This is a genomic window from Psychrobacter sp. Ps2 (assembly GCF_022129405.1).
In the GTDB taxonomy this organism is placed as follows: Bacteria; Pseudomonadota; Gammaproteobacteria; order Pseudomonadales; family Moraxellaceae; genus Psychrobacter.
Map to the genome: position 1 here is coordinate 15,768 of NZ_JADQAM010000030.1, position 14,180 is coordinate 29,947.

Sequence of the window (14,180 nt, forward strand, 5' to 3'; positions counted from 1 at the left end):
TGACGATTAACGCCATTATGTATTCTAAGTGTTTTGAAAGATTCGCCATACGAAAAGCACACCGTTACCCAAGAGACTATTTATGACCACGTCCGCTCAAGATACCAATACTATGCCAAGTCATGAGTATTCTTATGATACAAATGCATTGCCGCATCAGCTGTTTGAGGGTACGACATGGCACAGTCGGCTGCTACCTAGTGTAAATAAATTCGTTTACCCTTATCGCTATTGGGGCGTTAATATTAGCGTGCTTGCGAAAGGGAAGGAGCTTCCTGAAATTAGCACGGCGTCATTTGACGAGAGTAAGTTTTTAGAAAAATTACCATTGCGTAAAGTATTACCGAAAAAGCTACTAGCGCAAGGTCTGCCTCTATTTTCAACAAAGAAAAAGGCGCTACAACGATTCTGTCCTAATGATTATCTACAGCATACTGACATACAGAGTAATAATAGCCTAAGCAATGATAAAAAACTTGATAGTAATGTAGAGTCTGTTCAAACGCTGAAAAAACGTCTAAGCCAGGCATTTGAAAAACATGCAGGTAGCGCACCTGAAGGCGATATGTTGGGATTGCTCGTCTGCCGTAATGCTGGCATGTACTTTAGCCCAGTCAATTTTTACTTGGGGTTTAATGCGCAGCAAACGCCCACTCATCTATTAGCTGAGGTGTCTAATACGCCATGGGACAAGCGTCATTACTACGGGTTTCTGTTAGAAGGAGAGAATACTGAGTTCTGTCGTGACAAGGACTTTCACGTATCACCTTTTAACCCTATTGACCAGCTGTACCGCTGGCAGGTTACGGTAAAAGGTACTAAAACGGATGAGCTGCCTAATACTGGCTTACAAGTGCGTATCGCTATCAATATCAGCGATGAGCGCGGTGAAGTTCTAAAAACTGGTATAAAGATATCAGGCGTACCGATGACAGAAGAGGCTGTTCGTCATAGCTTGCGAAAAAACCCTTTGATGAATATGACATCATTAACCCGTATTTATTGGCACGCGTTCAAGCTCTATGCGATAAAAAAAGTGCCATATATCAACTACGATGAAAAATTGGCCGACAGTCAACAGAAAAGCAGCCAGCAGTCTTGATCGCAAAAAGATGTCTTACAGTTACAGCAATTTTCAAATATCAACAATCCAAAAATTTTGTCAATGTAATACTAAAAATGAATCACTAAAAAACAAAGCATTTAAACAAGGATAAATACACGATGCCAGCACGACCGACCGATCGAGCACCAGTCACAAAACTAGAAAAATTAACTGCTCGTGTGAGCAAAGTGGTTAATGAAAGTGCTGTACTACAGCCAGTCAGCAATAGTGTGAATAACTTAGCGAGAAAGCTTATATTTCGTGCGTTACAGCATGTTCAGTTTGGTAGCCTCACGCTGATTGAAACGTTTGACGAGCAGGAACCTAAGACAAGAAGTTTTGGTAAAGTAGCTACTAACGATGCTAGTAGCTCGGCGGTTGGTCGCCATTCGCTACATGTGACGCTACAGATTCATGATAGCGCTGTCTATCGTCAGCTATTACTTGGTGGCTCTATCGCGCTAGCAGACAGTTATATCAATGGTGAATGGGATACGGATGATCTAACAGGTTTGATTCGTTTGGCGGCTCGTAACTTAGCAGTGCTCAATAAACTAGAAAATCGTTTTGCTGGTATTAGTAAAGCATTTGAAAAAGCGAAGCATCAGCTTCGTAGCAATGACAAATCTGGCTCCAAATCCAATATCCTAGCGCATTATGATTTGGGTAATGACATGTATGAGCGGTTTTTGGACGATACGATGATGTATTCATCAGCAGTCTATCCTACGCCTGACGTGACGCTTAGCGATGCTCAGCAGCACAAACTGTCGCTTATATGCCAACGTTTACAGCTTAGTGCTGATGATAATGTGATCGAAATTGGTACAGGGTGGGGCGGTTTTGCTATCTTTGCAGCCAAGCATTACGGCTGCCATGTGACCACCACGACTATCTCTGATGCCCAGTATGATGAAGCGAAGCGACGAGTCGAGGCAGCAGGTCTGTCTGACAAAATCACGCTACTCAAGCAAGATTACCGCGAGTTGACAGGTCAATATGACAAGCTAGTCAGTATCGAGATGATTGAAGCGGTGGGGCATGAGTATCTACCGACTTTCTTTGCTAAGTGTAATAGCTTACTCAAGCCAACAGGTCTTATGGTATTACAGGCTATCACCTTTAACGATCAGAATTATCAAGACTATATCGATTCAGTCGATTTTATCCAAACGCACATCTTCCCAGGTGGTTGCCTGCTTTCAAACCAAGAGCTGACGACCCAATTCACTGAGCAAACCGATATGGTCGTCAAACAATTGCATGATTATGGTTTTGATTATGCGTATACGCTGCGTGACTGGCGTGCTGCGTTTATGGCCCAGTGTGCAGAGATTCAAGCGCTTGGCTATGACGATGCCTTTATCCGCCTATGGGAGTTTTACTTTTGCTATTGCGAAGGTGGGTTTTTGGAGCGCACGATCGGTGTGGTACAAGTTACAGCGGTGAAGCCTAACAACATTGATACGCTACATTTTTCTGATCTGCCATCTGCCGTCTTAAATCATAAAACGGTTTTGAACGATGAGACATTTAGTGAAGAAGATAGAACAGACACCGCTTCAGTATAAGTCTAATCATATAGATATGGTTTGTTCATAACATTCAAAGGGTCTTATACTGCATCTACAGTTTGAGACCCGTATGTTGAGAAGTTATACATTGAAAAGTTCTAAACCGAAAGGCTCTACGATGCTTGCAGGGCACGCTTATCACGTAGACCTGAATAGCGTGTGACCGCTAATGCCATTAAAGAGATAACAGCACCGATCCAAGCCGTGTCTTGCAATGACATATTTTCAACCACGCTACCACCGATAATTGAGCCCAGTGCAATACCGATATTGAACGCAGCAATGTTCAATCCAGAAGCGACATCGACAGCGTTCGGCGTATATTTTTCAGCTTGCTTAACCACATAGATTTGTAGGCCTGGTACATTACCAAAGGCGAAAGCACCCCATACCAGAATAGTTAGCACTGCGGCAATCTTGGACTGCATAGTAAAGGTGAACAGTAAAAGAATGACACTTAAGGCGCTGAATATAATGCTAAGCGCACTAATAGGGCCGCGTTTATCTGCAAGTTTTCCGCCCCAGATATTACCGATAGCAACGGACACGCCATATACGAGCATGATGAGACCGATTGCTGATGGCGCAAATTTGGTCTGCTGCTCTAAGATAGGTGCTAGGTAGGTAAATGCCGTAAACGTACCGCCATAACCAAGGATCGTCATGAGATAAACCAGCAGTAACTGTGGTTTTACAATGACTTGTAATTGCTCTTTGAACGTTGCAGGGATAGATTTTTTTAGGTTTTTCGGTACCAATATGGCGCTACCAATTAAAGCAATTAAACCCAGTACTGAGACGACCAAAAACGTAGCGCGCCAACCGAAATGCTGTCCAATCCATGTACCTAAAGGTACGCCAGTGACGAGCGCTACAGTAAGCCCAGTAAACATAATGGCAATTGCGCTGGCTTCTTTCTCTTTACTAACAAGGCTAGTAGCAATCATGGAACCAATAGAGAAAAACACACCATGTGCCAGACCGGTCAAGATACGGGCAAGTATTAAGGTTTCATAACTGGGTGCTTGCCAAGCCAGCAAGTTGCCGATGACAAACAGACCCATTAGGCTCATCAGTACTATTTTACGATTCCAGCGACCAGTGAGTGCAGTAAGGATAGGGGCACCGATAGCGACACCAACGGCATATAGGCTTACGAGCAAACCTGCTGAAGGCAAGCTCACGCCTAGATCTGCGGCAATAGTTGGTACCAATCCAACAATGACAAATTCGGTTGTCCCAATTGCAAATGCGCTTAGAGTAAGCGCCCATAAAGCGAGTGGCATAACGACATCCTAATAATTAAATAATGCGCGTAGTTTGACCGATTTATAATTTGCAAAAAACAGCACAAATGACAAAATACCTTTGTCAATTTTGTAAAGGTCATCATGATGATGGGACATGCTAAAACAGAAGATATAGAGATATTTTTGACTGTAGTGGATACGGGCAGTTTTACTGGCGCTGCCAACTTGCTGAATCAGCAAGTCGCTAAAGTATCTCGTGCGGTGTCCAGACTCGAAGATACGCTGCAATGCACGCTATTGAATAGAACGACACGGCGCTTAGAGCTGACGGAGGAAGGGCATGTCTTTATTAGATATGCGCGTGAGAGTTTAAATACGTTATATACCGGTGAAGAGGCAATTAAGCTGTTAAAACAAGCGCCGAGTGGGCATCTACGAATTGACGCTGCGAGTCCGTTTGTATTGCATCAGCTGACGCCTTTGGTTGGTGAGTTTGTGCAGCAGTATCCGCATATTACGCTTGATTTGACCTCGCATGACAATATCATCGACTTGCTTGAGCACAAGACGGATCTGGCTATCAGAATTGGCGACTTAAAAGACTCAAATCTGCATGCACGTTTATTAGGTAAAAGTAAGCTGCGGCTAGTAGCCAGTCCTGAATACTTACACCAGCATAATGAAGTAGCTAATATTGATGATTTGAATATTGAGGATTTAAGCACTCATAAATTAATTGGCTTTAACGATGCATCAAAACTAAATAGTTGGCCATTAAAAACTCCAGTTAAACTGAATTTTCATATGACTGGCAGTAGCGGCGAGACCTTACGTCAGCTATGTTTGAATCACCAAGGGATTGCTTTACTGTCGCATTTTATGATTGGTGAAGACTTGGAATCTGGCAGATTGGTTGAAATATTGCCTGAGGCGATAGTCAGACCAAACAACCGTGAAGCCATACAGGCGGTATATTACAAAAACAGTGCCGTATCTTCGCGTATTCTGGCATTTTTAGACTTTGTCCAACCAAGACTAACACTATAAATTTTATCCGTTTTTATTCATTTTATAAGAGGTAATATCATGGGTTACGTTTTTATTTATCTCGCCGCTGTAGTTATCTTTTTGGGTGTCGATGCTGTCTGGCTGACGACCATGAAAGGCGCCTTTTATGAGTCGCGTATTGGGCATCTATTGGCTGATGAACCGAACATGATGGCCGCTGGCGTGTTTTATATGTTTTATATATTGGCACTTTGTATTTTGGTTCTGTATCCGCAAATCAAAGCTGGCGCATCCGTTGGTCATATCTTCTTGCTTGGTGGTCTGATTGGCTTGATGGCTTACGGGACATATGACTTTACCAATTTGGCACTGTATAAAGGCTTTACGCTAGATACAGCGTTGGTTGACTTTGTATGGGGTGGTATTTTGACCGGTTCAGTGAGTGCGATAGTGGCATGGCTTGCGTATCGCTTTCATTGGTTGGCCTAAAGCTTATTATTTTGGCTTATCTAGGGCGTGTCCTCATTTTAAAAATGGTGATAAAAATGAGATAAATCGCAGTCAAACAAGGAAAATAGCGCAGATAATATCGAGATATTAGTCAGCTATTTGACGCCATTTGGCAAGATTTAGCCATTTTTAACCCATTTAGATGACTATCGATTGAATTGAAGACACGCCCTAACGCTGTTTAAATAGCCCTGATTTACACAATTTAGACTGTCCAATGACAGAGGTCTGTTTGTGCTATACGGCGACCTGCTGTATAAATGGTAGACATAATAAATAAGTGTTAACCCATTAAGGAATATTATGCCGCAATACAATACCAGCTCCACTGCCAAAAAAGCCCCATTAAACCATGAGCTATACATGTCAGTACTTATGACGCCTGATATGGCGAATTTCATTGGCAATGTGCATGGTGGGGATTTGCTCAAGATGCTTGATCAGGTCGCTTATGCCTGTGCCAGTCGCTATAGTGGTAACTATGTGGTGACACTGTCTGTCGATCAGGTGATGTTCCGTGAGCCGATATATGTGGGCGAGCTGGTTACTTTTGCAGCCAGTGTCAATTATGTTGGTAACACCTCAATGGAAGTAGGTATCCGCGTCGAAGCAGAAGATGTGCGTGGTCGTACTGTTCGTCATACCAATAGCTGTTACTTTACGATGGTGGCTATCGATGACAATGGTAAACCGACATCCGCACCGCCACTCGATATCAAAAATAAGATGCAGCAATGTCGAGCGGATGCAGCAAAAGAACGAAAGAAACTGCGTATGGAGAGCTCACATCGTCCTAGTTGCGACTTTGAAGAAATTAATAAACAGTTTAGCGAACACGAAGAAAATGCTGAGGTAGAAAAGTAGCCCGAGTTATTTAGAGCTATCTAAAATTGTATATTGTATAAAGTTGTCCAGTTTTATTGAATTAATAATTCATACAACGACTCACTAAAAAGACACTGTTATTGTAGAGCGCTTATTTTAAGCTGATGTATGTTTCAAGCCATTTATCTACGGCGAAAAATTCTACTATCAATACGTTATTTCAGTGAGTCTAGCATGAGTCTAAAGCCATCTATTGCTAATCCGCAGCGCCATTTACCAGCCTCTCCTAAAGCGCAAACACCTCGTGCACGTGGGGCGGGCAATCCTAAAATTCCAAATGACCCTGAATTAAAACATACCCTTAACCAAAGCCCTGAAACCAACGATGAGCATTCAGGCTCACTCATTACCGTGTTGATTGCGGTCGGGGCCAATCTGGTTATCGCAATCGCAAAAACAGTTGCCGCCTTTATGACAGGCTCAGCCTCCATGATTGCAGAGGCAGCTCACTCATGGGCGGATGCTGGCAATGGTACATTGCTCATCGTCGCAGAAAAAAAATCCATCAAACCTGCTGATAAAAGCCATCCGTTAGGCTACGGCAAAGAATCTTATGTTTGGTCGATGATTGCTGCTTTTGGTGTGTTTACGGCAGGCTCGATTGTCTCTATCTATACGGGTATTAAGGAATGGAACGCTACTGAGTCTGAGACTAACTATACAATTGGCTTTATCGTATTGGCAGTGGCGTTTGTGCTTGAAGGAATCTCATTGGTTCAGGCTTACAGACAAAGCAAAAAGCATGGTGAAGCACTTGATATCAGTGCACTTGGCTATGTCGTAGATACCTCTAACCCAACGTTGCGCGGTGTATTCTTTGAAGATTTAGCAGCGGTTGTCGGTTTGGTGATTGCCGCTGCTGCTATGGGGATGCACGCTTATACCGGTGAACCATATTGGGATGCATTAGGGTCTATTATCGTTGGTCTACTATTGGGTGTCGTCGCCATATTCTTAATCAGTCGTAATCGAGATTTCTTAGTCGGACATAGAGTCACTGACCGTATGCACGAATATGTTTTAAGCGAGCTGCTAAATCATCCAGATATCGATAGTGTGTCCTATCTGCACCTAGAGTGGGTCGGCCCAAAAAAGATATTTATGGTGGCGGCAGTAGATATCGCCGGCAATCAAAAAGAAGAGCATATCGCTCAGAAGTTTGAAGAGATTGAAAATCTGTTTAGAGGTAACCCAGTCTTTCAAGAGGCTATCTTGACACTGTCTGAACCTAACGCTGAGCTCCTAAGTTTAGAGAATATTTGATATAAAGGTTTAATAGATTAAGTAGGTGGTAGAGGAATCATATTGAATGCTTTTAAGTATTCTTTTTAAATTAACAAAACGCTAAACACAAAAAAGCCGTCAATCATGACGGCTTTTTTTATAACTTTATAACTTTATAACTCTAGTACTTAGTGACTAGTCAAATTGAATGCTATTATTTCTTTGGTGCGTTTGCACCGATGAACCATGCGTCTTTATCAACGATACGGCTAGCTTCTGTAAATAAGTCAGCGGTGTCTTCATCACCTGCATCGCCAGCAGTAGCAATTGCTTCACGCAATGTCTCGGCTACTTTCTTGTAGCGGCTTGTTAGCTCACGAACATGCTGATCTACCTCAGTGATGTCGGTTGGGTAGTCATCTAGGATAGACTCTTTTACTACTCGACTTGCTAAACCGTTTGGTTGGCCACCTAGGATTACAATGCGCTCTGCGATAGTATCTGATACTTCGAGGATACGATCTGATGTCTCATCTAATAATTGATGCACACCGATAAAGCCAGTGCCTTGTAGATTCCAATGGCACTGTTTGCCATCTAAGGTTAAATCAATAACGTTTGCTAGGTTAGCGTTTAACAAATTAATCATTTTTTTCGCAGTTTCGTCTGAAATACCACTTGCGTAACGTTCTCTCATATTTTACTCCGTCATTTATTTAAAATTATTATATTGAATGAAAGTTCAATGTATTTTTATTGGTCTTCTATTCGATGACAATCAAGTTAAAGCTAATGATACGAATTGCTATAAAGCTATTTATTCACTAGTACTGCTCACTAATACTCAAAAGTCATCAACTTATTAATTCAAGAACGATAATAGCAGCTTAACTCAGTGTTGGAACCCTTGAGTGTTAGGCTTTGTTGAGTGGTCGTGTAACGAGTCTGTTAACCGTGAAAAGCTTTGTAAATTTATCGAATACTGTGTGCGTTTTTTATAACGATGTAAGTTTTATCCGCTACTATTAAGCCTTAACTTTTAATAAATCTTACCTTTATACACTCATATTTTTGGGCAGCGAGACAGTGTTTTAACTATAGGATGAGACTCCTTATTCTCCTTTAAAAACCGCTGCTCAGACCCCATATTGTTATAAACCTTAAGAAGAAGAAAACCATTATGCGAATGCCTGAACCGCGCTCATCGCGTCAGTTAAATCAATTGGCCACTCAGCTCCAAGGCGAAGCTGAAATTAGTGGTGTTAATGCGTCAGGGACGCAAATATCAAGTCGTGCCTTTGAGATGGTGACTGACTTTGAGCCAGCAGGCGACCAGCCGCAAGCCATCAAAAAGCTAGTTAACGGTATCAATTCGGACATGGACGAGCAGTTGCTACTAGGTGTGACTGGCTCTGGTAAGACCTATACCATGGCGAAGGTCATCGCTGAAACTCAGCGTCCGACCATTATCATGGCGCACAACAAAACGTTAGCGGCTCAGCTATATGGTGAGTTCAAATCGTTCTTTCCTAATAATGCGGTCGAATATTTTGTCAGCTATTATGATTATTATCAGCCAGAAGCGTATGTCGCTGCTAGTGATACCTTTATCGAAAAAGACAGCGCCATCAATGATCATATTGATCAGATGCGCCTGTCAGCCACGCGTGCTTTGCTAGAACGCCGTGATGCGATTATCGTCGCTTCGGTATCATGCATTTATGGTCTGGGTGATCCAGAGAGCTATCTAAAAATGCTATTGCATGTCGTTGTAGGCGATAACATCGATCGTACAGCGACTATCAAGCGTTTGGTTGAGATGCAGTACACACGTAACGAGCTAGATTTTGGCCGTGGTACGTATCGCTTGCGTGGAGAGCTATTAGATATCTATCCTGCTGAGTCTGAGCAGCTAGCCGTACGTGTGCATTTATTCGATAACGAAGTTGAAAAGATTACGTGGTTTGATCCTTTAACGGGTAAGACGGTACGCAGTGTGCCACGTATTACCATTTATCCAAAGTCGCACTATGTGACGCCGCGTAATAAGTTAGAAGCTGCCAGCCATACGATTCGTGCTGAGTTAGAGCCGCGTTTAGAATACTTCCGTGACAACAATAAGTTGATTGAAGCACAGCGTCTCAAAGAGCGTACTCAATATGACTTGGAGATGATTCAGCAGCTTGGCTACTGTAACGGTATCGAAAACTATTCGCAGCATCTCTCTGGGCGTCCATCAGGGGAAGCGCCGCCGACGTTGTTTGATTATATTCCAGAAGATGCCTTGTTGTTCCTTGATGAGTCACATGTGACGGTTTCGCAGATTGGTGCGATGTATAAAGGCGATAGATCGCGTAAAGAAAACTTGGTCAATTATGGTTTTAGATTACCCAGTGCGATGAATAACCGCCCGATGAAGTTTGAAGAGTGGGAGCGCATTAAGCCCAAAACCATTTATGTCAGTGCCACGCCAGCATTGTATGAGCTTGAGCACAGCGAGCAAGTCGTAGAGCAGGTCGTCCGTCCGACGGGTCTGATTGACCCTGAGATTGAGATACGTCCTGTCTTGACACAAGTTGATGATGTGCTATCAGAGATTACCAAACGCCGTGAAAAGGACGAGCGTGTACTGATTACCACATTGACCAAGCGTATGTCAGAAGATTTGACCAGTTACCTCAAAGAGTATGATGTAAAGGTCGCTTATCTACATTCGGACATTGATACTGTCGAGCGTATGCAGATTATCCATGAGCTCCGTACTGGCGTGCATGATGTGCTGGTCGGTATCAACTTATTACGCGAGGGCTTGGACATGCCTGAGGTATCTTTGGTAGCGATATTTGATGCTGATAAAGAAGGCTTCTTGCGTTCAGAGCGTTCGCTTATTCAGACGATTGGTCGTGCAGCGCGTCACTTAAACGGTAAAGCCATTCTCTATGCTGATCGTATTACACCAAGTATGCAAAAGGCGATAGATGAGACGGATCGTCGCCGTGATAAGCAGATTGCCTTTAACCTTGAGCATAATATCACGCCAAAAGGTGCTCGCCGTAGTATCACGGATAAGATTGATACTGGTGAAAGTTTGGATGCCAATGACAATCAAGCTATCCCAGTTAAGAGTAACTTGCCAGATGTCGATATCAATATCTTGCGTAGCCCCGATCTGCTTGCCAAAGAAATCAAACGATTAGAGAAGCAAATGCAGCAAATGTCGCGTGATTTGAAGTTTGAAGAAGCAGCAAAAACGCGTGATAAAGTGCTGGAGCTAAAAGCACATTTAATCTGATAACTTGGGTCGAATATTGAAGCTAAAAAGAGGCTAAACAATAGCGAAGGTGAGGTGCTTGTTGAGTACCTCACTTTTTTATGGTTTATTCAATATCGGAACGTACAGAATACTTGTAATACAACGCATTGCCACTTACCATATCCGCATAAATCTCACCATCCATATAACATTTCAAAAATTTAGGTCATAAGCGAATAAGCCGAGTACGTGTAATGTTCTTAGTAGGCTAGGCTTACTGTTTTTATAGATCACATTATAAACATAGACTGAATTTTTGGAATGGACATAATCTAGGCGTATTATTCATTGTGCTTACCAACAACTTAATAGAATTAAACTCTAACGAAAATTCACTCGGCATGTCAGATGCTGCCAAACAAGCCGTTATCGACTCTTTAGACATCAGCTTTCGCTATCCCGATGACCAACGTGCGGCGCTGATTACCAAAGTTGCTGAGATAAACGGTGTGACAGAGAGTCAAATCTCACTGGGCAGTGGCTCTAGTGAAAATATTCGTACTGTCGTCCAAATGCTACAAAATCAAGCATTAGTAGAAGGCAAAAAATTCCAAGTTATCGTGCCGCATCCAACCTTTGCCTATGCTGAGTTATATGCGACATCTATCGATGTACCTGTGGTAAAAGTACCGCTGATGACTGAAAACTACGCCTTTGACTTGCAAAGCATGCAAAAAGTCGCTGATGACTTTGACGGTATTAGCTTGTTTTATCTGTGCAATCCAAACAACCCAACGTCGACTATTACTGACACAGTAAAGCTCAAAGAATGGGTAGGGCGTGCACCAAGTAACCATTACTTTTTATTAGATGAAGCTTATTCAGAGTATGTGACTGATCCAAGTTTTGAGAGTGGTGTTGCATGGATACGAGAGGAGTACTCTGAAAATATCGTTGTGGTGCGTACCTTTTCAAAACTATGTGCACTCGCTGGCATGCGTGTCGGCTATGCAGTTGCTAGCCCGCAAATGATAGCCAAACTAGAGGCTTTTATCTCGATTGATAATACTAACTTATCAGGCGCTGTAGCTGCATTAGCAACTCTAGATGATGAAGATTTTCTAGCATTGAGCTTACGTACAGCCAATCAATCACGTCAACTGGTTGAGCAAACATTAGATGAGCTTGGTTTACGCTATTTGCCATCACAAGCAAGCTTTATATTTCATGAGATACAAGGCGATGTGCAAACCTATATCGACAGAATGCGTGAGCATGGTATTGCTGTCGGGCGTGAGTTTGCGCCAATCAGTGGCTTTAATCGCTTAACACTTGGCAGACCTGATGAGATGGCAGTATTTGTAGAGGTACTCAAATCATTTCGTGAGAAGGGCTGGGTCTAACTCAGTTAGTCAATGGAGTTCGATAATAAAAAAGGGAAGTTGCTTATTGGTCGCTTCTTTTTTTGTTGAGTCTATTTTTCTGGTTCTGTTTCGTTGGGTCTATATCCCATTCAAAGTCAATCGCACATTTTTACCAACATCAAACGCAGTTTTACATATCGCACCTTAAATAATCTAGCACTATCTTATACGATAACTGAGTAAAGCATGACCCGTTAATCACGCAGATGAATACTGGGTAACAGTCACAGTGCTCGGCATGCTCACGTATCTTATAATTATAAAGTTAGGGATGTACCTATGTTCGATATCAAATCATTTTTTAAACGAGAAGTAGAAAAAAAGCTTATCAATGTAGATGACTATATTTTTATGCCAGAACGCGTAGAGATGGAAATTGAAGGCGGACTATTAAATTGTGTGTTGAATAGTGATGGTCGCGTAGATATTTTTTATAGTAAAGACGGTGTCACTGAAGTGGGTTCAGCGTCGCGCAAGCACCCATTTACAGCATTTGAAAAAGAGCTATATCATGGTATTTATGATGACGTGATTAATGATTTAATTAAGGAAGTAGATAAAATTATTGATAGCACCTCGAAGTATTTCCGTCGTAGCCAATCGTTACCTTTTACTGCTTCTATAACGTCTCAACCAGCTGACACAAATAAATTTTAGGCTAATTAATTGAACTAATCTATTAGCAATAAAAAGGGTGCATTATGTATAACGCACCCTCTTTATTATTTTTTATTCTAATAAATAACTTAATTGTTCTATTGAACAAAGCTTGTATAGCAGCTCTGTAGAGATTTGGCGACGACTTGTGCGACTAACTGAGTACGGTACTGAGAGTCAATCGCGGCATTGCCCAGCTCAACAATCGTCACTTGCTGTGGCGCTTGCTCACTCACACAGCCACAAACATTGGTTTTAACAGATTCTTGCTGTGCTTCTGTCATGGCGACGCTTGCAACACGCCATGCGTTTTGTTTTTCAATTTGGCTACGGCATTGGTTGTCGATCGCAGCTCTAAAAACATTCATGCCGATCTCGTTTGCGGTACCGATTGCTGTACCTGTACCGTTGTTTGTAGTACCTGTTGAGGTACATCCCGCCAAGGCAAAAGTCGCTAGCATCATCGTTGAAGCCAAGATTTTTTTCATAAGTTAGTCCTTTAAGGTGTCTGTCATAAATAAAGCTGTATATTATCAGTAAAACCTAGCAATGACATCATTAACCACAGGCGCATTTTATTTTAGAACTCTATAACCTATATGTATTAACCACAAAAAAGCCAGCTAAGTAATCACTTAACTGGCTTGATATAGACTAAGCTATTCGGCTTATTTATACATTTTTGCCGTGTTCTTTTTGCTGAATATCTTTCGCCAATTTATAGCATTCGTTGATATGGTCATTAGCGATTTTCTTAAAAATCGTATAGCCCATAGTCGCAGCAACCAATTGACCGCCAAGTGGGATAAACTTAGTCACTTGTTTGGCAGCGATACGACCACCGAAACCTTGAATGGTTTTCTTAACGATACCGCGTGTTGCCATGAGTCCAGCGAAATCTACAGTACGATCTTTTACTGCGCTCCAATGCACTTCGCGAGATTCCAAGTTAATGGCTGATTGACGGTCTTCAATGAGACCAAAACGCTCACTAATCTCTGGAATCAACTGCGTCAACATCCCCGCGTCAACTGCCACATCAAAAAATGGTACTGGCACAACCGCTACACCAGCAGAAACTCTAGCGCGTCTTTTTACCATTCCCTGACATTCTTTTTTAACCTTCTCAAGGTCTAGGTTAGGGTCGATCGTATTTGGAAGTTTTTCAGCAAGTGGCGTGGTTTTCATAAAGTGTCCTTATAAATAATTAAAATATAAATGATAAAAAGTTCAATAGATAACAAATCCTTCAGTTGCTTACTATTTTATGGATTTATGCGTGGCTTACAA

The 14,180-nt window shown here is 42.1% G+C and carries 13 protein-coding genes; 9 read left to right on the plus strand and 4 right to left on the minus strand.

The features are described 5' to 3' along the window. The first annotated feature begins 82 nt into the window (after nucleotides 1–82). Nucleotides 83–1,102 carry a DUF1365 family protein gene (locus tag I3254_RS01865; protein WP_238050737.1) on the plus strand — a complete coding sequence of 340 codons (1,020 nt, stop codon included), beginning with the start codon at nucleotides 83–85 and terminating at the stop codon, nucleotides 1,100–1,102. Nucleotides 1,103–1,224: 122 nt separating this feature from the next. Next, complete coding sequence (locus I3254_RS01870) at nucleotides 1,225–2,676, plus strand: cyclopropane-fatty-acyl-phospholipid synthase family protein (RefSeq protein WP_238050739.1); 1,452 nt, start codon at nucleotides 1,225–1,227, stop codon at nucleotides 2,674–2,676. 116 nt (nucleotides 2,677–2,792) lie between these two features. Here the strand turns inward: I3254_RS01870 and I3254_RS01875 are convergent, their stop codons facing one another. Continuing rightward, entirely contained in the window at nucleotides 2,793–3,965 is a 1,173-nt protein-coding gene (locus I3254_RS01875) for an MFS transporter (RefSeq protein WP_191113921.1), read from the minus strand. Between the two features lie 108 nt (nucleotides 3,966–4,073). Between I3254_RS01875 and I3254_RS01880 the strand changes: the two genes are divergently transcribed. From I3254_RS01880 to I3254_RS01895, 4 genes are all read left to right on the plus strand, one after another. Beyond that, the gene (locus I3254_RS01880; protein WP_238050740.1) at nucleotides 4,074–4,976 is read left to right on the plus strand and encodes a LysR family transcriptional regulator; all 903 of its coding nucleotides are present in this window, start codon (nucleotides 4,074–4,076) and stop codon (nucleotides 4,974–4,976) included. Nucleotides 4,977–5,015: 39 nt separating this feature from the next. Beyond that, nucleotides 5,016–5,426 carry a DUF2177 family protein gene (locus tag I3254_RS01885; RefSeq protein ID WP_201569847.1) on the plus strand — a complete coding sequence of 137 codons (411 nt, stop codon included), beginning with the start codon at nucleotides 5,016–5,018 and terminating at the stop codon, nucleotides 5,424–5,426. Nucleotides 5,427–5,750: 324 nt separating this feature from the next. Next, entirely contained in the window at nucleotides 5,751–6,311 is a 561-nt protein-coding gene (locus I3254_RS01890; RefSeq protein ID WP_101206408.1) for an acyl-CoA thioesterase, read from the plus strand. A 195-nt stretch (nucleotides 6,312–6,506) separates the two neighbouring features. Beyond that, the gene (locus I3254_RS01895; RefSeq protein WP_238050742.1) at nucleotides 6,507–7,595 is read left to right on the plus strand and encodes a cation diffusion facilitator family transporter; all 1,089 of its coding nucleotides are present in this window, start codon (nucleotides 6,507–6,509) and stop codon (nucleotides 7,593–7,595) included. A gap of 175 nt (nucleotides 7,596–7,770) precedes the next feature. Here the strand turns inward: I3254_RS01895 and dps are convergent, their stop codons facing one another. Then, complete coding sequence (gene dps, locus I3254_RS01900) at nucleotides 7,771–8,253, minus strand: DNA starvation/stationary phase protection protein Dps (RefSeq protein WP_238050744.1); 483 nt, start codon at nucleotides 8,251–8,253, stop codon at nucleotides 7,771–7,773. 483 nt (nucleotides 8,254–8,736) lie between these two features. Here dps and uvrB point away from each other — a divergent pair, with 483 nt between their 5' ends. The 3 genes from uvrB (at nucleotide 8,737) to I3254_RS01915 (ending at nucleotide 12,890) form a co-directional block, all read left to right on the plus strand. Further along, on the plus strand, nucleotides 8,737–10,848 hold the full coding sequence (gene uvrB / locus I3254_RS01905) for an excinuclease ABC subunit UvrB (RefSeq protein ID WP_101206411.1): 2,112 nt from the start codon (nucleotides 8,737–8,739) through the stop codon (nucleotides 10,846–10,848). A 311-nt stretch (nucleotides 10,849–11,159) separates the two neighbouring features. Next, a complete protein-coding gene (locus I3254_RS01910; RefSeq protein WP_238050746.1) occupies nucleotides 11,160–12,212 on the plus strand; it encodes a histidinol-phosphate transaminase in 1,053 nt (350 codons plus the stop codon). Nucleotides 12,213–12,512: 300 nt separating this feature from the next. Continuing rightward, nucleotides 12,513–12,890 (plus strand): hypothetical protein, encoded by a 378-nt coding sequence (locus tag I3254_RS01915; protein ID WP_165597842.1) that lies wholly within the window; start codon nucleotides 12,513–12,515, stop codon nucleotides 12,888–12,890. 98 nt (nucleotides 12,891–12,988) lie between these two features. Here I3254_RS01915 and I3254_RS01920 read toward each other — a convergent pair whose 3' ends face one another. Continuing rightward, a complete protein-coding gene (locus tag I3254_RS01920) occupies nucleotides 12,989–13,378 on the minus strand; it encodes a hypothetical protein (protein ID WP_101206414.1) in 390 nt (129 codons plus the stop codon). 184 nt (nucleotides 13,379–13,562) lie between these two features. Next, nucleotides 13,563–14,078, minus strand: a complete 516-nt coding sequence (locus I3254_RS01925; protein WP_101206415.1) for a hypothetical protein — start codon at nucleotides 14,076–14,078, stop codon at nucleotides 13,563–13,565. Nucleotides 14,079–14,180: the final 102 nt, after the last annotated feature.